16 protein-coding genes are annotated in these 16,752 nt (G+C 57.4%); 5 read left to right on the top strand and 11 right to left on the bottom strand.

Going from position 1 to position 16,752, the window contains the following annotated elements; genetic code table 11:
• Nucleotides 1–27 precede the first annotated feature (27 nt).
• The 5 genes from pcp to H1B31_RS01590 all read left to right on the top strand — a co-directional run bounded on the left by pcp (nucleotide 28) and on the right by H1B31_RS01590 (nucleotide 5,831).
• Nucleotides 28–648, top strand: a complete 621-nt coding sequence (gene pcp, locus H1B31_RS01570; RefSeq protein ID WP_185980620.1) for a pyroglutamyl-peptidase I — start codon at nucleotides 28–30, stop codon at nucleotides 646–648.
• 32 nt (nucleotides 649–680) lie between these two features.
• Nucleotides 681–2,066 carry an aspartate ammonia-lyase gene (locus H1B31_RS01575; protein WP_185980621.1) on the top strand — a complete coding sequence of 462 codons (1,386 nt, stop codon included), beginning with the start codon at nucleotides 681–683 and terminating at the stop codon, nucleotides 2,064–2,066.
• Nucleotides 2,067–2,179: 113 nt separating this feature from the next.
• On the top strand, nucleotides 2,180–3,460 hold the full coding sequence (gene dcuC, locus H1B31_RS01580; protein ID WP_185980622.1) for a C4-dicarboxylate transporter DcuC: 1,281 nt from the start codon (nucleotides 2,180–2,182) through the stop codon (nucleotides 3,458–3,460).
• Between the two features lie 6 nt (nucleotides 3,461–3,466).
• Nucleotides 3,467–4,594, top strand: a complete 1,128-nt coding sequence (locus tag H1B31_RS01585) for a M20/M25/M40 family metallo-hydrolase (protein ID WP_185980623.1) — start codon at nucleotides 3,467–3,469, stop codon at nucleotides 4,592–4,594.
• A gap of 133 nt (nucleotides 4,595–4,727) precedes the next feature.
• Nucleotides 4,728–5,831, top strand: coding sequence for a tyrosine-type recombinase/integrase (locus H1B31_RS01590; protein ID WP_185980624.1), 1,104 nt, complete (start codon nucleotides 4,728–4,730; stop codon nucleotides 5,829–5,831).
• Nucleotides 5,832–5,890: 59 nt separating this feature from the next.
• Here H1B31_RS01590 and H1B31_RS01595 read toward each other — a convergent pair whose 3' ends face one another.
• Genes H1B31_RS01595 through waaF form a run of 11 tightly spaced genes read right to left on the bottom strand, consistent with a single transcriptional unit; the run spans nucleotide 5,891 to nucleotide 16,728 of the window.
• Nucleotides 5,891–6,790, bottom strand: a complete 900-nt coding sequence (locus H1B31_RS01595; protein WP_185980625.1) for a DUF535 family protein — start codon at nucleotides 6,788–6,790, stop codon at nucleotides 5,891–5,893.
• A gap of 14 nt (nucleotides 6,791–6,804) precedes the next feature.
• Nucleotides 6,805–7,950 (bottom strand): glycosyltransferase family protein, encoded by a 1,146-nt coding sequence (locus tag H1B31_RS01600; RefSeq protein WP_185980626.1) that lies wholly within the window; start codon nucleotides 7,948–7,950, stop codon nucleotides 6,805–6,807.
• 38 nt (nucleotides 7,951–7,988) lie between these two features.
• Nucleotides 7,989–9,194, bottom strand: coding sequence for an O-antigen ligase family protein (locus tag H1B31_RS01605; RefSeq protein WP_185980627.1), 1,206 nt, complete (start codon nucleotides 9,192–9,194; stop codon nucleotides 7,989–7,991).
• 25 nt (nucleotides 9,195–9,219) lie between these two features.
• Nucleotides 9,220–9,987: a glycosyltransferase family 2 protein gene (locus H1B31_RS01610; protein WP_185980628.1), complete on the bottom strand. Its 768-nt coding sequence runs from the start codon at nucleotides 9,985–9,987 to the stop codon at nucleotides 9,220–9,222.
• Nucleotides 9,988–10,002: 15 nt separating this feature from the next.
• Nucleotides 10,003–10,671, bottom strand: a complete 669-nt coding sequence (locus tag H1B31_RS01615) for a hypothetical protein (protein WP_185980629.1) — start codon at nucleotides 10,669–10,671, stop codon at nucleotides 10,003–10,005.
• A 5-nt stretch (nucleotides 10,672–10,676) separates the two neighbouring features.
• Complete coding sequence (locus H1B31_RS01620; protein ID WP_185980630.1) at nucleotides 10,677–11,945, bottom strand: AAA family ATPase; 1,269 nt, start codon at nucleotides 11,943–11,945, stop codon at nucleotides 10,677–10,679.
• An 18-nt stretch (nucleotides 11,946–11,963) separates the two neighbouring features.
• Nucleotides 11,964–12,470 carry a D-glycero-beta-D-manno-heptose 1,7-bisphosphate 7-phosphatase gene (gmhB, locus tag H1B31_RS01625; RefSeq protein WP_185980631.1) on the bottom strand — a complete coding sequence of 169 codons (507 nt, stop codon included), beginning with the start codon at nucleotides 12,468–12,470 and terminating at the stop codon, nucleotides 11,964–11,966.
• On the bottom strand, nucleotides 12,460–13,431 hold the full coding sequence (rfaD, locus tag H1B31_RS01630) for an ADP-glyceromanno-heptose 6-epimerase (protein ID WP_185980632.1): 972 nt from the start codon (nucleotides 13,429–13,431) through the stop codon (nucleotides 12,460–12,462). Before rfaD ends, gmhB begins: the two co-directional genes overlap by 11 nt.
• A complete protein-coding gene (gene rfaE1 / locus H1B31_RS01635; protein ID WP_009440982.1) occupies nucleotides 13,428–14,426 on the bottom strand; it encodes a D-glycero-beta-D-manno-heptose-7-phosphate kinase in 999 nt (332 codons plus the stop codon). Before rfaE1 ends, rfaD begins: the two co-directional genes overlap by 4 nt.
• Before the next feature lie 45 nt (nucleotides 14,427–14,471).
• The gene (locus tag H1B31_RS01640; RefSeq protein WP_185980633.1) at nucleotides 14,472–15,668 is read right to left on the bottom strand and encodes a glycosyltransferase family 9 protein; all 1,197 of its coding nucleotides are present in this window, start codon (nucleotides 15,666–15,668) and stop codon (nucleotides 14,472–14,474) included.
• Between the two features lie 37 nt (nucleotides 15,669–15,705).
• Nucleotides 15,706–16,728, bottom strand: a complete 1,023-nt coding sequence (gene waaF, locus H1B31_RS01645; protein ID WP_185980634.1) for a lipopolysaccharide heptosyltransferase II — start codon at nucleotides 16,726–16,728, stop codon at nucleotides 15,706–15,708.
• Nucleotides 16,729–16,752 lie beyond the last annotated feature (24 nt).

Below are 16,752 nucleotides of genomic sequence, written 5' to 3' on the forward strand. Positions count from 1 at the left end.
CGGCGGTATCCCCGCCGCGAATACGCTATGAAAAAACTTCTGATCACGGGCTTTCAGCCCTTCGGCGGCGAGACGGTCAACCCTGCGCTGGAGCTGGTCAAGCAGCTCGCCGGCAAGAACATCAACGGCTATGAGGTCGTTGCGCGTGAAATCCCCGTGGTGCGCTATGAGGCACTCGACGCGGTGCGTTCGGCGGTGGACGAGATCTCGCCCGATGCCGTCATCATCGTCGGGCAGGCGGGCGGCCGCCCCGACATCACGGTCGAACGCATCGGCATCGACGTCGATGATTTCCGCATCCCCGACAACAAGGGCAATCAGCCCGTGGATGAGCCGGTCGCGAAGGACGGTCCCATCGCCTACTGGGCGACGCTCCCGATCAAGAAGATGGTCGCCAACATGAAGGCGGCGGGCATCCCCGCAAGCGTCTCAAACTCGGCGGGCACCTATGTCTGCAACCACCTGCTCTACGGCACGCTCCACCTCCTCGCCACAGCGGGCAAGGCGCACATCCCCGCCGGCTTTGTCCACATCCCCTACCTGCCCGAGCAGATGGCTGTGCGCAAGGGGATCGAAAGCCAGTACCCGACGATGGGTGTCGAGACGCTCGTCAAGGGCTTTACGGCGATGATTGAGGCATTGGACTGACAATACAGCAGTCATCGAAAGGAGAGAGCATCATGAGAACGGAACACGATTTTCTCGGCGACTTGGATGTCCCCGATGATGTCTACTACGGCGTGCAGACGATGCGCGCCATCGAGAATTTCTACATCACGGGACAGAAGCTCGACCCCGATTTTATCAAAGCACTTGCCACGGTGAAGAAGGCGGCAGCTCTCGCGAACATGGATACAGGCCGTCTCCCGCACGAGATCGGCGACGTGCTCGTGCAGGCGGCAGACGAGATCATCGCGGGCGGTCTGATCGACCAGTTCCCCGTCGACCCGATTCAGGGCGGCGCGGGCACATCCGTCAACATGAACATGAACGAGGTGCTCTGCAACCGCGCGCTCGAACTGCGCGGGGAGGCAAAGGGACGCTACGATATCATCTCGCCGAACAATCACGCCAATATGGCGCAGTCGACGAACGATGCGTTCCCGACGGGCATCAAGGTCTGTCTTTCGGCAAAGAGCACGGTATTCCTCGCCTCGCTCGACCGCCTCGCCACGGAGCTTGAGAAAAAGGCGACCTCGTTCCGCGCCATCCTCAAGATGGGACGCACCCATTTGCAGGACGCTGTCCCCATCACACTCGGACAGGAGATGGGCTCATACGCCTCCGCTGTGCGGCGTTCCATGCGCCGCATCCGCTACGTCCAGCGCCACATCCACACAATCAACATGGGTGGCACTGCCGTCGGTACGGGGCTGAACGCCGAGCCCGCTTACATCAAGGCGGTCGCCAAACGGCTATCGGAGATCACAGGCGAGCAGTACCGTACGTCACAGAACATCATCGATGCGACGAACAACACGGACGCGTTCGCCGATTTTTCCTCCGCGCTCAAGAATGCGGCACTCGTCCTCATCAAGCTCGCGAATGACTTCCGCCTCATGGCATCGGGGCCGCGCTGCGGGCTGAACGAGCTGCATCTGCCCATGCGGCAGCCGGGCTCGTCGATCATGCCTGGCAAGGTCAACCCCGTCATCGCCGAGGTGCTCGATCAGGCGTGCTACCAAGTCATCGCGGGCGACCTCGCCGTGACGCTCGGCGTGGAGAACGGACAGTTCGAACTGAACGTCATGGAGCCGGTCATGGCGTTCAACATGTTCAACTCGCTGAACTACATCACGCGCGCGGTCGACACCTTCGTCGACAAGCTCCTCATCGATCTGAAGCCGAACGTCGAGCAGTGCCAGAAGTGGCTCGACAACAGCGTCGGCATCGTGACCGCACTCCTGCCGCACATCGGCTATGAGAAGTCCGCCGAGCTCGCACGCGAGGCATACACGACGGGCAAGCCCATCCGCGAGATCATCCTCGAGCAGGGCATCCTCTCGAAAAAAGAGCTGGATCACATCCTCTCACCACGTCAGATGACGCGTCCGGGAATTGCATAGCAACTAAACAGAGGGAAGTATCGCCGTTGATACTTCCCTTTTGTATGAAGGAATTTATTCTTTTTTGTCGAAAACTTGTATAGTTTTCGATTGTTTCAAAGGAGGTCCTTTCATTGGCTATTGCCGGAGGAATTATTGTCATCATCGCCTTTGCCGCGATCATCAAGAAGTATGAGACGCGCATGGTGCTGCTCGCTGCGGGCTTTCTCATGTGCTTTATCGGCGGTGTCACGGGCAATGCAGTCGCGACGTTCAGCAAGACGATGGTACACGGTTCACTCGTGCCCGTGATCTGTACGGTCATGGGCTTTTCGTTCGTCATGAAGATCACGACCTGCGACCGCCATCTCGTCGAGTCCATCTCGGGCGTGATTACGCGGAGCAAGTTCATCCTCATCCCGCTCGCAACGCTGCTCACATGGTGGATCAACATCGCCATCCCGAGCGCGGCGGGCTGCTCGGCGGCGGTCGGCAGCATCCTCATCCCAACGCTCATGGCGGCGGGCGTGCATCCCGCAATGGCGGGTGCGGCTGTCCTCGCAGGGACATGGGGCAGCGCCATCAGCCCGGGGCAGGCGCACAACATCTTCGTCGCGGATCTCGCGCAGACCGACCTCATGACCGTCATCATGGCGCAGGTGCCCGCCGCGATTGTCGCGTCCATCGTCGCTGTTGTCGCACTGACCATCATTGCAACGATGCGTAAGGAAGGGCCCGACGAGGCACGCCGCCTTGCCTATCATGCACAGCTCGAAAAGGAGGAGGGCGGCAAGGACTTCAAGGTCAATCCGCTCTACGCACTCGTCCCCCTCGTTCCTCTCGTCCTGCTCGTCCTCGGCAGCAAGCAGATCGCCGTCCTGCCGCTCACTGATGTCCCGACGGCGATGATCGTCGGCACGGTGCTCGCCCTCATCGTCACGCGGCAGAATCCGCAGGAGATCACAAAGAAGTTCTTCGACGGCATGGGCGAGGCGTACGGCGGTGTCATCGGTCTCATCGTCTCTGCGGCGGTCTTTACCGCAGGAATGTCCGCGATGGGGCTCACGGATGCACTCATCGAGGCGATGAAGGGCTCGGAGTCTATCGCCAAGATTGCGGGCGCGTTCGGCCCATTCATCATCGCCGTCATCTCCGGCTCGGGCGATGCCGCCGCGCTCGCCTTCAACGGTGCGATCACACCACAGGCGGCATCATTCGGCATGAGCATCATCGACCTCGGCTCGCTCGCACAGATGGCGGGCTCGATTGGACGCTCCATGTCCCCCGTCGCGGGTGCGGCACTCGTCTGCGCGGGACTTGCCAAGGTCAGCCCGATGGAGCTGTCGAAGCGCAACGCGCTCCCGATGCTGCTCGCCACGATTACCTTTATGATTGTTCTCTTCCTCGGAAAGTAGGCAGCCATGATTGACAAAAAGCGTGTACTGGACGAATTTTTCGAACTGGTTTCCATCCGCTGCTCCACGCTTGACGAGCGTGAGATCGCCGATCTGCTGACAGCGCGTCTGCGTGACCTCGGTGCGGCGGAGATTCACGAGGACGGCGCGGGCAAGGCACTCGGCGGAAACACGGGCAATATCGTCGCGAACTTCAAGGGCACCGTCGCGGATGTCCCTACCGTCATGCTGACGGCGCACATGGACTGCGTCGAGCCGTGCGCAAATATCAAGCCAATCCTCAAGGACGGTGTCATTCGCTCCGACGGCACGACCATCCTCGGTGCGGACGACAAGGCAGGTGTGGTCGCCATCCTCGAAACACTGCGCTGTCTGAAGGAACATGACATCCCACACGGCAATCTCCAAATTGTATTTACCGTTGCCGAGGAGGGTGGTGTCAACGGCTCGCGCTGCCTCGACGCATCGCTCCTCACCGCCGATTTTGGCTACACGCTCGACACGCACGGACACGCAGGCACGGCAGCGTTCAAAGCCCCCGGCAAGAATCAGCTTGCCGTGCGCATCGTGGGCAAGGCGGCGCACGCGGGCATCGACCCCGACGCAGGAAGGAACGCCATCACCGCAGCGGGCAAAGTACTCACCGCCGTTCCGCAGGGACGCATCGACGAGGAGACCACCTGCAACGTCGGCAAGATTGAGGGCGGCACGGCGACCAATGTCGTCGCCGAGTTCTGCACGCTGAACTTTGAGACGCGCAGCCGCGACAAGGCGAAGCTGGACGCACTCACACAGCGCATGGTGGACAGTGTGAACGCAGCCCTCGACGGGACAGGCTGCAGGGCAGAGATCCACATCAAGAAGGACTACGATCCCTACGAGCTGCCCCCCGACGCGCTCCCCATTCAGTATCTGCGCCGCACCGCAGAGAAGCTCGGCTTCCCCGTTGTGCTTGAGGAGGAGGGCGGCGGCTCGGACGCGAACCACTTCAACGCCTACGGTGTGCCGACCACCGTCCTCGGCGTCGGCATGACGGACTGCCACACGAAGGAAGAGAGCATCCGCGAGCGCGACCTCTACGAGGCGGCAGAGCTCACGCTCGCCATCGTGCGCGAGATTGCAGAAAAAGGATAAAACAAACGCTGCTCTACGAGGCTTTGTAGCTTCGTAGAGCAGCGTTATTTTATGCATAGTTTAACACCTGTTGCTAACCCTCTCGCTCCATGCTATAATCACTTCATCGAAGAAAACGAAAGCGGGTGATATTTTGGCGGTAAACGAAAGCTACCGCAGCGGCGGCACAGCACAGCTGGGCGTTCCTGCGCGGCGTGCAGAGAGTACGCCCGGCAATGTGCGGCGCATGGGCGAGGTCGCGGCGAGCGTGCGGCAGGATGCCATTACACCGGAGTATTTCATCGCCCACTTCTACGAGTATCTCCCGCGCTACATCGCGGGCGGTGCGCCCACGGCGGACACGCGCGACACCTACGAACTCGCGATTCGCCTGTTCCTCCACTGGTGTATGGAGCAGGGACTTCATCCACTGAACGACGTACACGACTATCAGATCCGCGTCTACATGGAGGAGATGCGCACGCGCGGCTACAGCGCGGCGACACTCATGATCAAGGGCGCGGCAATCCGCGCCTTTTACAAGGTCGCAGAACGGCTCTCCTTCATCGCCGAGAACCCCTGCGCCGACCTGCAGCTGCGCAATCCGCAGCACCTCGACGAGGACTATAAATACCTCACCGTCGATCAGATCAAGGAGATCTGCGAGGGACTTGCTGCGGACAAGAACGCCCTGCGCCGCCTCCGCAACCTCCTCATCGTCTACCTCATGGGGGTCGAGGGGCTGCGTGTCGTTGAGGTCATGCGCCTCTCGGACGAGGACATCGACTGGCAGCGCGGACGTATCGAGATACGGGGCAAGGGACACGCGGGCATCATTTACCCGTGCGAGGAGACCTTTCAGCTCCTCAAGGCATACATCGAAACACGCGGTGCCATCCCGCCCGAGAAGCGTCTCACGCCGACCATCATCTCCTGCTCACCGAACAATCGAAACGGGCGCATCACGCGCGTCGGCATCCGCTACGTCATCAACAAGGCGCTCACGGATGCGGGTCTCAAGCAGCCCGGCTACGCCTGCCACCTTTTCCGCCACAGCTGCGGCACGAATCTCTATCAGGAGACCAAGGATCTGCGCGTCGTGCAGGAAACCCTGCGCCAGCGCAGCCCCAAAGTCACGGCGAAATACGCCCACGTCCACGACCGCATGGAAAACCGTGTCACGCGTGGGATTACGCCGGGGGTGAGTGTAGAGGCGGTGCAGGGAGAATCGACCGCCGCAACAAGAGAAAACAAATGAAATAAAAGCCCGACGGCGAGAGCATTGCTCCCACCGTCGGGCTTTTCATCTACTGTGCTTTATTGCAGAATCTCAGCGACACGTTCCTCAATCTCCCGATCAATCTCATCTAGGAATGCGAAGCGCCTCCGATAGACGGCACGCTTACGTGTCGGTACTTCCTCCATCGTCTTGCGCGGGAGTGTGAGCGGCAATTCGTAGAAGCGCTCATCCTCCGTCTTCCAACCACCCGCCTCCTCCCAGAATGCGCCGAAGTCGGTCTTCAGCTTACGGTCACGGCGGATGTGATTGTTCGCGTAGTAGCCCGCATTCGAGACGGCGAGGATGCGCTGTATGCCGAGCGCACGTGCAACCGCCTGCGTCATGTAGAGAATGAGGTTTTTCGTGCGGAAACGATGGGCACGCTTCGTCATCTCGCGGACGAAGTCCTGCGCATCCTCGGTATTTGGTCCCTGCATGGCACCGATCACGAGCGTCGGCACATGATCCCGCTGCTCGATCCAAAAGATAATCTGGTAGAGTGGCGTCCCATTCACAGCCATAATAACGGAGAGCAGCCCCTCCTTGCGCTGTCCCGGCTCGAGTTTCAGACAGGCAGTCCACTCTATATCCGTCTCCGGTGAACGCCAGATCTCGCGTGGACGGTCGAGTGCGAGATCGACAAAATCCGCAGGCTTCAGACGTGCTTCAAGAAAGGCATAATGCTCCTTGATGAGTGCAATCCGCGTGCGCACGGTCGAACCTGCATAAAAAAAGGCGCGCGTCGCCTGCTCCATGGGAAACGGGTTGCGCTCGTAGACGGCGCGCCGTGCTCCCGTCTCCTGAAAGAACTCATACAGCTCGCGCAGCTGTTTTCTATGCAGGAGTCCGCGCACCATAAAGACGAGCGCACGGTGGCGCTCGCGTGGATTTTCAAACCGATAGGCACGGTGTGCGACAGCGCGAATCTCAGCAAGCATAGACGAACTCCATTTCAATTTCTCTCTGTAAGGATCGCCGCAATCTGTGCAACAAATTGCATGGGCGCATAGCAACGTGCGGCAGCTGCCAGCGCTGTATGCCACTGCGGCGCAAGGCTGTCATATTCGTTGATGAAATGCTCCAACGCGCCGCCAAGCGCCGCAAGGTCGCCGCTCGGAAATGTCACGCCGACAGGGAAGCGCTCGAAGACCTCGGGATTCATATCATCGCTCGTGAGCACAGGTTTCTGAAAGCCGATCGCCGTGAAGAGCATCGCACCCCAATGATAGCGATAGCGCGGCGCAGAGTACGGCAGGAGAAGCGCATCCACCTCTGCAATCGCGCGCTGCCACTCTGGGCCGATCAGCCCGCGATGCAGGAAGGTGATGCCCTGCCCCTCGTAGGCTGCAATGATGCGCTCAAACTCTGCCGCATCCTCCTCGTGCATTGTTGATCCTTGGACAAGGAGGCGCACAGGACGCGTATAGTGCCCTGCGAGGTAGACCTTCAGGAGATCCTCAAGTCTCTTCTCCCTGCGGAACTGCCCGAAGAAGCCGATGGTGAGCGTATCGTCCGCACCGACAGGCGGACGGAGCTGTACATCTATATCTCGCGGAATGAAGGTCGGCGGAGGAATGAGGCGGACATTCGCCCGATGCTCTCCGAAAATCGTATCACCAAACGTAAGCACGACAGAGCGGATATTCGAGAACTCTGCCAGCGCATCCGCAGCACCGAGGAATCTCGGAGCCTCGCTCGGGTTGATTCCATGCTGGATGAACAGCACAGGCACAGGTGAGCGGCGCAGCACGCTCTGACGCAGTGCACGTAGATACCGATAAGTCGATGTTGGAACGATGAGCGCATCGAATGCCCCTTTCTCCGCTGCCTCATAGAGTGCGCGATACCATCCGAACCGGCGGCGCTCGCGCTGCACAGAGAGAAACAGCTTCCGGATTCCGCGTGCATTTGTATAGAGGACGGGTGCGCCGGGAAGGTGATACACAGGCACATGATAGTCCATGCCAAAACGAAAGACCTCGGGCACGTAGAATATGACCTCATGTCCGAGCGCTTTCAGCTCCTCCACAAGAATGCGGTCAAAATCCACCTCATGTCCGCCGGGCGTCATGATGTTTTCAAAGATGGCAATCTTCATGTATTCACCCACATTGAGTCAATATACTATCGTATCGGTTAGCGAGAGAATCTCCGCGCCCCCTCATTCAGCTGCAGCCATTGGAGACACAGCCCCATGAGGAGCCAGTGCAGCTTCATCACGGCAGAGTTCCCCATATTGTACTCGGTCAGCCCCTGCAAAATCAGACCAAGGAGAATTGCAGGGATGAGCAGCGCTGCGATCTCGTGCGTCGCCAACCATGTACGAAAGCCATAGGACAGACACGTCCACCACCAGAAGAGGAGTGCCGCAAGACCAATGATCCCGCACTCCGCGAGCATATGCATAACATTGCTGTGTGCATGCTCCAGATAAGGCTCCTTTGCCTCCGGCAGGATATACTGCCCCTGATACGCCTCCTTGAATCCCGCGAAACCGATTCCGAACACAGGATGATCCGCAAACATATGAGCTGCGCTCGTCCAGAGGAGGAAACGCTCCGAGTTGCTCTGCATCTTCGTATCGCCGATCGTTGCAAATCGCGAGGAGAGGGCAGGCGAGGCGGCAAAGATCCCCGCAAAGATGAGTGCGCCGATCGCCGTGCCGACGAGCAGTTTCTTCCTATCACGGATGAGGAACGCTGCACAAATGAACGTTGCAATCGGAACGGCAAGCCACGCGCCGCGCGTTCCATTGAAGAGGAGCGCCATACAGCCGATCACAAGCGTAACTGCCGCCAGAATCCGATAGCGCATATCGAGCCGCCCGCTTAGGAGGAGCAGAACGAGCACGGGGAGCAGCATGGAGAGAAAACCGCCCACTGACATGTAAATAGAAAACCCCGATGCCCTATAGTTCCCCTGCACAAGCCCCTGAAAAATGACCGCCAAATCATTGATGAAAAACGAGATGCCAACGCACACACCGATGAATGCCAGCTGCCGCTTTTCCCAGATCATCAGCATCACAGCGTACAGCGCGAGCATACGATAGCCATAGTAGTCACCAAAGAACCGAAGACTGCGCGAAATATCCGTAGAAAAGCATGAGGAGAGGATGACAGCCCCCATCAGGATCAAAAGAGCTATTCCGATGTGTCCGTCCGGCAGTGCATTTTTCCAATCATCGTGTTTGCGCCAGAGACGGAATAGAACAAGGGCGGTGAGTGTCCCAAGGAAAATATTTGCAATCGCAATCGAGATATTGCTGAATAGTGCAAAACCACAGAGCAGATAAAATGCCCATGTGTGAATCCGTTCGATGCTGATTTCATTCAGCCGCATAGCCATATCCCTCCAAAACATTTCTTCAATCTGCCTCGTTTGTATCAACGCACGTTTCTTTGCCCAAATAATATAGTTTCACATATTTCACCATCGTATAGAATCCGTGGAACATCCCAAGGATAAATCCGAGCCGTCCGTCGAGAAAACCGCGTTGAAGGATGTAAAATCGAAAGAACGCAAACGGCGGATCGAGGAGAACCTTTAGGAAGGATGCATGCTTTCCATCGTTGTACTGCCGCTCTGCCATCAGTGTCGTATACTGGTTGAATTTCTGAAAATAGCGATCCCAGTCTGTATAGGTATAGTGCAGGAGGCTGGCGCGAAGACGCCGCACGGGCAGGCCGGACACAGGCCGCTCATGCACAAGCCCCTCCCAGCGCACGGAATCGCGCGGAAAGAAGCGGCAGGGATAGTCGGGGCGATGCGCACCGTAGTGCATCTCCTGACCGAAGGCGACATTGATACGCTTGATTTCGTACGCAGCGCGTGCATCCTCCGTCATCACACGGCGCAGTTCCTCCTCCGCGCCCTCGTTCACACGCTCATCTGCATCTACATAAAGCACCCAGTCCGCATCCGTCTGCGTGAGAGCAAAGTTACGCTGCCCCGCAAAATCGCCCGCCAAGGGATGTGTAATCACGCGCGCTCCCGCTGCACGCGCGAGCTCCGCCGTGCGATCCGTACTCTCGTCGTCAATGACGAGAATCTCATCGGCAAACGAGGCGCTCCGAATGCACGCCTCGATGTGCCGCTCCTCATTGTGCGTGAGAATGATAACGGCAAGTTTCACATGAGCACCTCCGATCTATGTAACGCCTTGTTCCTGTAAATACTGTTCAAACTCTGACTGATTCATTGTATACACCTGACGAAACAGATAGCCCTTGAAGCGATCCAGACCGAAGAGGATGATGCTCCTTTTCCCCAATGCTCTGAATGCTTTATAGATTGCCGTTCGTGATTTCGCGTTTTGAGGGTTCTGCCGCTTCGATGCCTCTTCAAGTTTTGAAAATTGAACACCTTGTCGCTCCAGACCTTTTTTCGTATGAGGCGTATGATGTTCTTCATCATATTTATCTGCATTATAGACCAGTATATAGTCCATATGCTCCCGTGTATAGGAGATGTTCTGCTTGAAATCCGGACGACAATACGAAAGATCAAATTTATCATCGAGGAGCAAAAGCAGACTGTCGTACAGCTTGAAAACGATCTCGTTATTTTCGACTGGTCCGATCTTCCCATTCTTGAACTCGATGAAAACGACATGGTTGTCATCCAGCCATAGTGCATCATTGGAGCAGGGTGTCTGTGTCAGTTTCGGCAGGTGGTTCTCGACATACCAATCTTTCAACCCGTCAAAGTCAAAAACCGTCAACGTGCTGTTGCACATATACTCTTTCTGCGTTTTATCAGAGGAAGTCTCATGTAGCGTGGCACGATGTTCTTGCAAATATGAGGGCATTTTGTCCATAGCCTTCAATGCCTCATTTGGAGTTCTGCGCGAAGATTTTCCAATGCCTGTACGGGATTTGACATCTTCTCATAGATTTTGTCAATTTCATTGGAAACATCACGGAACATGACTTGCTTACCATCATTCTCAGAAAGATAATAATGTGCCTTTTCTCCAATTTCATGTTTGCATGCATATAACTCAATAGCATCAAGGAAAAAGGGGCTGTGCGTCGTCAGGAGTATTGTCAAATCAAACTCTCGTTGGAGCAGGACAAGGACTTCGGCATAACGCATCTGCCATTCAGGATGCAGATGAATTTCCGGCTCATCGAGAATGAGTACTCCCTTTTGATGCAGTGTGCCATTCTCCAACAAACGCTTCAGAATGGCAAACGATTTGATGCCGGCTGACCAGTTTTCTACGTTGAGTACACCGTCTTGATCGTCCAGTTCCAAAGCAAAACGCCTTCTCTGACGTACAATGTTGCCAGGCACAATCTGCTGAAACAGAGAAAGTATTTCAGCAAGTTTCCTTTTGATTTCAAGTCCTTCAATGACACCCGGACGCCCATCTGTTTCCAAATATCTGAGCAAGCCTTCTCTCGAGGGATTATTGTCTATCCCGAATTCCGAAAGGCTCACCTGAAAACACTGGTCTATCAGAAAAGGATCATCCACATAAATAGCGTCTTCAAGCAACTCTATGTCGCTCTTATAATTTTCGCATTCGTTTAACCAAAAGAAAATATCTTTCGATTTTCCTTGCACATATATGGATACACGAGCCTCGTCATCATCATGGACTGAATTGATCTGTCCTGCAAACATATCAGAAAAGCCATTGCCAACAAGGGATTTTTCTATCTCATCATCAGAAGGAGTCCATGCGTTTTCAATCACATCTCTAAGTTCTTGCTTGTTTTCCTCTGATAGCTCTAGCTGTAGTTCTTCCTTGATATTACGGAGCAGAATTTCATACCATGACTGTACAGGATTGTCTATTTCATCAAGTCCATGAAATAGAGCAGACCACCGCCCTGTCTCTACGTACCGAAGAAAACGATACTGCTCAACCTCACGCCTAAATAAAACAGAAAAAAAGTTTCTTATCACTTCTTTTCTTTCCTCAAGAACCTGCTGAGGCATATTCCGCAACGAATGAAACAGAGTAAACAGAACCTTGCCAATCGTACTCTTTCCCGTATTATTATCCCCGGCAATGACAGTCAGGCCATCAAAATGAATCTCTGCCTCTTTTATCTTTGCAAAATTCTTCAGTCTCAGCTTCATTTTATTTCCATCCGTTATCTATGAGGTTTCAATCGTTGCTCTTATAAGCTCGCACAGACTTCCCCCCGTATACCGTACTCCCTTTACCCCCGCATTTTCAGCAGCAGCAACATCACTCGCCGCATCGCCAAACATCCACGAGACGGCGGAGTCGATATTGTGCTCTCTGATCGCGCGCAGGATCATGCCGGGGGCGGGCTTGCGGCAGTCGCAGCTCTTCGCATAGGCAGGGAGCTTTCCCTCTGTATGATGGGGGCAGTAGTAGAATGCGTCGATATGTGCGCCATGCGCGGCAAGCTCCGCATTCATCCAGTCGTGAAGGCGGTGCATGGCAGCCTCATCATAGTAGCCGCGCGCAATGCCGCTCTGGTTCGTGACGACGATGACGAGATAGCCGTGTTCATTCGCCCAGCGAATCGCGTCGATTGCTCCCTCGATCCAGACGAATTTCTCAGGCTCGTGGAGGTAGTGCACGTCGACGTTGAGCGTGCCGTCACGGTCGAAGAAGATCGCCTTATTCGGCATAGGAGAAGTACCCGCCCGCCGTCAGGAAGTCGCAGTAGTCCTTGACTGCCTCCTCCATCGGCGTGAAGCCGCCGTCATAGCCCGCCGCAAGGAGCGCAGTCGTATCTGCCTGCGTGTAGTTCTGATACTTGCCGCGCAGCACCTCGGGGAAGTCGCGATAGACGATTTTGCCCTTGCCGAGCGCAGCAATGACGGCACGCGCCGCCTCGTTGTAGCTGTGCGCGACGCCCGTGCCGCAGTTGTAGACGCCGCTCTCGCCGCCATTTTCGAAGAAATGGAGGTTGACGCGCACCACGTCGCCGACATAGACAAAGTCACGCCGCTGCTCGCCGTCCTCGAGTCCGTCCGTCCCGCGGAAGAGACGCGCCTCGCCCGTCTCCATGATCTGATGGTAGAGCTGGTAGAAGATGGATGCCATCTTTCCCTTGTGATGCTCCTGCGGACCGTAGACGTTGAAATATTTCAGCCCGACGATGGGGCTGCGCGCCTCGGGAATGACCTGCCGCACATAGCGGTCGAACGCGAGCTTCGAGAATGCATAGGGATTGAGCGCATCCTCGCAGCGTCCGCCCTCGGTAAAGCCGTGCTTCCCGCCGCCGTAGGTCGAGGCGGAGGAGGCGTAGAAGAACGGGATGCGTGCCCCCATCGCAAAGTGCAGGAGCGCCTTGGAGTAGGAGTAGTTCACCTTCATCATGTAGTTGACATCATACTCCATCGTATCCGAGCACGCGCCCTCGTGGAAGATTGCGTCGATGTCCGTGCCGTCGAAGTCCCCCTCCTCGATGAGGTGGAGGAAGTCGTCCTTCTGCTGGTAGTCAATGAAATGCAGCCCGCGCAGGTTCTTGTAGTTCTCGCCGTCTGCAAGATCGTCGACGATGAGGATGTCCTTGTGCCCGCGCGCATTCAGCGCGTGGACGAGATTGCTGCCGATAAAGCCGGCACCACCGGTAACGATAATCATGAATTTGCCCCCTCCTGACGGTCGAGCACCTGCAGCAGTTCTTCCCTGCTCACGGCATACGTTCCGAGTTTCGAGACGACAACGCTCGCCGCCAGATTTGCGAGATATGCCGCGTCTGCAGGCTTCAGTCCGCCTGCAAGCCCCAGCCCGAACACGGCGATGACCGTATCGCCCGCACCCGAGACATCAAAGACCTCCTGTGCCCGCGTTGGAACGTGGACAACTTCCTCATTGTGAATGAGGGAAAGCCCCTTCGAGGAGCGCGTAAGGACGACATTGCGAATGCCGAACTTGCGGATGGCATAGCGCGCCGCCTTTTCGACCTCGAAATCATCATTTTTAATTGGCTCGAGCATGATTTCATTGATCTCTTTGACATTCGGCGTGATGTAGTCGACATCGCGGTACTTTGCCCACTGCGCCCCCTTCGGGTCGACGATGACGGGCACGCCGTGATCATGCGCCGCGCGGATGATGTGCTGGCACGCAAACTCCGTGCACGCGCCCTTGCCATAGTCCGAGATGATGACACAGTCCATGCTCTCGTTCAGCTTTTTGTCGATGTAGTCGAGATACTGCTCCGCATACGCGCCGTCAATCGGGCTGGCGTCCTCGAAGTCGAGGCGGAGCATCTGCTGATGCCCGCCGATGATGCGGATCTTCGTCGTGGTCGGGCGATCCGTATGGACAAGCCCCGCATAGTCAATCCCGCGCGCGGCGAATTTCTCAAGGAGGCTCTTGCAGTGCGCATCATCGCCGACATAGCCCGCAATGCTCACATTCGTCCCGAGCAGCGCGAGGTTGTGTGCGACGTTCGCCGCACCGCCGAGGGTCTCGCGCGTCCCCGTCACATGTGTGATCGGCACAGGCGCCTCGGGCGAGATGCGCGTGACCTCGCCCGAGTAATACTTATCGAGCATGACATCGCCGACGACGAGAATGTTGCTGCGTACACTCTTCTCCGCAACGGTTGCGCGGATCTTTGCCATATCCATGAGAACGCTCCTATCTTTTGTGGAAATCGAAAATCAATGCTTCCCTCAATCAAACCCATGGGCTTTGAGCCCTGCGGGCATCACGGGACGAACGACGCGCCCCGCCGCCCCCTTTGGCGCGAGGACGAATGTACCGTCCACCTGCTCCACTACCCGCGTCTCGAACGCCGTCGGCGGCGCAAGCGCATAGGCGGGCTGCTCCCCGCACTCCGCAAGCATCTGATCGGCATAGCGGATGATGAGATCGGGCGGCATCCCCTTCATGCACTTCATATGCTCCTCGCCCGTGAGCGGGCATTCGTGAATGCGGCAGGGATGGCACGGCACGGGCGCGCGCACGGAGATGCTGCGCGCATCGTACGGGTAGAAACCAGGGATGGGCGACGCGCCAAACATGCAGAGGACGGGCACATGCATCGCAACGCCGACGTGCATAGGACCCGAGTCCGTCGTGATGAAGAGGATGCAGCGCCGCAGGAGCCCTGCGAGAACGCCGAGGCTGACCTTCCCCGTAAAGATGTGCAGGCGCTCGTTGTCCCGATCCCGCATCTGTGCGCGGCAACGCTCGACAATCTCCACATCCATCGGCCCGCCCATGACAGCAATGTGATAGCCGCGCGTGAGGTAGGTATCCGCCACCTCGGCAAAGTATTCGTCCACCCACCGCTTCGTCAGCCAGCTTGCGCCGATGTTGAGCGCGATCACCCTGTCCTCCGGCGCGAAATGCGCCGCCCAGAGGCGCGCCGCTTCCTCCTCTGCCGCAGGGGTGAGCCACATCTCGAGCCCTGCATCCGCAATCTCGTCGATTACGCCCGCCGCGCGCAGTGCCGCATAGTGCGAGTGAATCTCGTGCATCATCATATGCTGATCGGGACTGACATGGTCAAAGAGGAGCGCGAAGCCGGGCTTTGCATAGCCGATGATGTACTTGCCGCCGCTGAGTGCCGCGAGCGCGGAGGCGCGCTCGTTGCGGTGGAGATTGACGACGAGATCGTATTTCTTTTCCCGCAGATGCCATGCAAAGCGCAGGATGCCGAGGAGGCTGCTGTCTTTCCCCTTCTTGTCGATCAGGAGACATTCGTCGATGTTCCGATTCTCCTGCACGATGTCCGCGAGTTTCGCGTCCGCGAGCAGGGTAATGCGCGCCTCTGGATAGTTCTGGCGCAGCGTGTGCAGCACGGGCGTCACAAGCATCAGATCGCCGAGGTGCATGAGGTTGATGACGAGAATGTTTCGGTACAAACTTACAGCCTCCCACAGGCGAATACTGCCCTGCACACTACCGCAAAAGCAGCGGTCTCATTCTTTCCACGACCATCTCCGGCGTAATCGCCGCAAGGCAGTCCAGCCCCTTCGGACAGGCGCGCTTCCAGCACGCGCGGCAGGGGCGGTCAACCTCGATCGCGTTCTCCTGCTGTCCGTATGGGCCGTTGCGGTTCGCGTCCGTCGGCCCCATGAGCATGACAGTCGGCGTGCCGAGCCCCGCCGCAAGGTGGATGGGACCCGTGTCGCCGCCGAGAACGAGCGCGGCGCGCGTGAAGATGTGTGCGAGCTGCTTGAGATTCGTGCGCCCAACGAGGTTCACTGGCGGGATCTCGCTCGCCGCCATGATGTCCTGCGCAAGCGTCTCATCGAGGCGCCCGCCGCCAACGAGGACAGGAACGTAATGCGCGCGGTAGAGCCGGTCGGCGAGCACGGCGAAATGCTCCACGGGCCAGCGCTTGTTCGGCCAGTTCGCACCGATGGCAAAGGCGACAAACGCGCGCCCCTCCTGCACGCCCTCGCGCGCAAGCAAGGTCTCTGCTGCCGCTCGGTCGCGTTCGGATACGGCAACGGGAAAGCGCACCTCGTCGACCGTGCAGCCAAGTGCACGCGCCACATCCAGATAGCGCTCAACAATGTGCCCCTCTGCGTGTGCGCCGCGTACGGGGCGGCTCACGAGATGTGCGCCCTCGCGCATATTCGCCGTCCCGACGCGCTGGCGTGCGCCCGCATTCCACACGATTGCCGCCGATTTGAACAGTCCCTGCAAGTCGAGCGAGGCGTCATAGCGCCGCGCGCGCAGGCGGCGGCGAAAGGGACCGATCTCGTGCAGGAAGCCGCTGACGCTGCGGAACTTTGCCTTTTCAAATAGGATGATGTCGTCGATGTAGGGATTGTCCTCGAGGAGCGGATAGGCGGGCTTTTCGACAACCCACGTCAGGTGTGCCTCGGGGAAGCGCTCCTTGATGGCATAGGAAACGGGCAGGGCATGAATCACATCGCCGATTGCGCTCAGTTTGACAACCAAGATGTTCTTCATGTCCTGCCCTCCTTTCATCGTCAA

This window comes from Selenomonas timonae, from assembly GCF_014250475.1.
In the GTDB taxonomy this organism is placed as follows: domain Bacteria; phylum Bacillota; class Negativicutes; order Selenomonadales; family Selenomonadaceae; genus Centipeda; species Centipeda timonae.

What these genes read in the sequence shown, in the direction of transcription:
- pcp (WP_185980620.1), top strand. Translation starts at nt 28, where the DNA reads ATGAAAAAACTTCTGATCACGGGCTTTCAGCCCTTCGGCGGCGAGACG.
- H1B31_RS01575 (WP_185980621.1), top strand. Translation starts at nt 681, where the DNA reads ATGAGAACGGAACACGATTTTCTCGGCGACTTGGATGTCCCCGATGAT.
- H1B31_RS01585 (WP_185980623.1), top strand. Translation starts at nt 3,467, where the DNA reads ATGATTGACAAAAAGCGTGTACTGGACGAATTTTTCGAACTGGTTTCC.
- H1B31_RS01595 (WP_185980625.1), bottom strand. Translation starts at nt 6,790, where the DNA reads ATGCTTGCTGAGATTCGCGCTGTCGCACACCGTGCCTATCGGTTTGAA.
- H1B31_RS01600 (WP_185980626.1), bottom strand. Translation starts at nt 7,950, where the DNA reads ATGAAGATTGCCATCTTTGAAAACATCATGACGCCCGGCGGACATGAG.
- H1B31_RS01605 (WP_185980627.1), bottom strand. Translation starts at nt 9,194, where the DNA reads ATGCGGCTGAATGAAATCAGCATCGAACGGATTCACACATGGGCATTT.
- H1B31_RS01615 (WP_185980629.1), bottom strand. Translation starts at nt 10,671, where the DNA reads ATGGACAAAATGCCCTCATATTTGCAAGAACATCGTGCCACGCTACAT.
- H1B31_RS01620 (WP_185980630.1), bottom strand. Translation starts at nt 11,945, where the DNA reads ATGAAGCTGAGACTGAAGAATTTTGCAAAGATAAAAGAGGCAGAGATT.
- gmhB (WP_185980631.1), bottom strand. Translation starts at nt 12,470, where the DNA reads ATGCCGAATAAGGCGATCTTCTTCGACCGTGACGGCACGCTCAACGTC.
- rfaD (WP_185980632.1), bottom strand. Translation starts at nt 13,431, where the DNA reads ATGATTATCGTTACCGGTGGTGCCGGCTTTATCGGCAGCAATCTCGTC.
- rfaE1 (WP_009440982.1), bottom strand. Translation starts at nt 14,426, where the DNA reads ATGGATATGGCAAAGATCCGCGCAACCGTTGCGGAGAAGAGTGTACGC.
- waaF (WP_185980634.1), bottom strand. Translation starts at nt 16,728, where the DNA reads ATGAAGAACATCTTGGTTGTCAAACTGAGCGCAATCGGCGATGTGATT.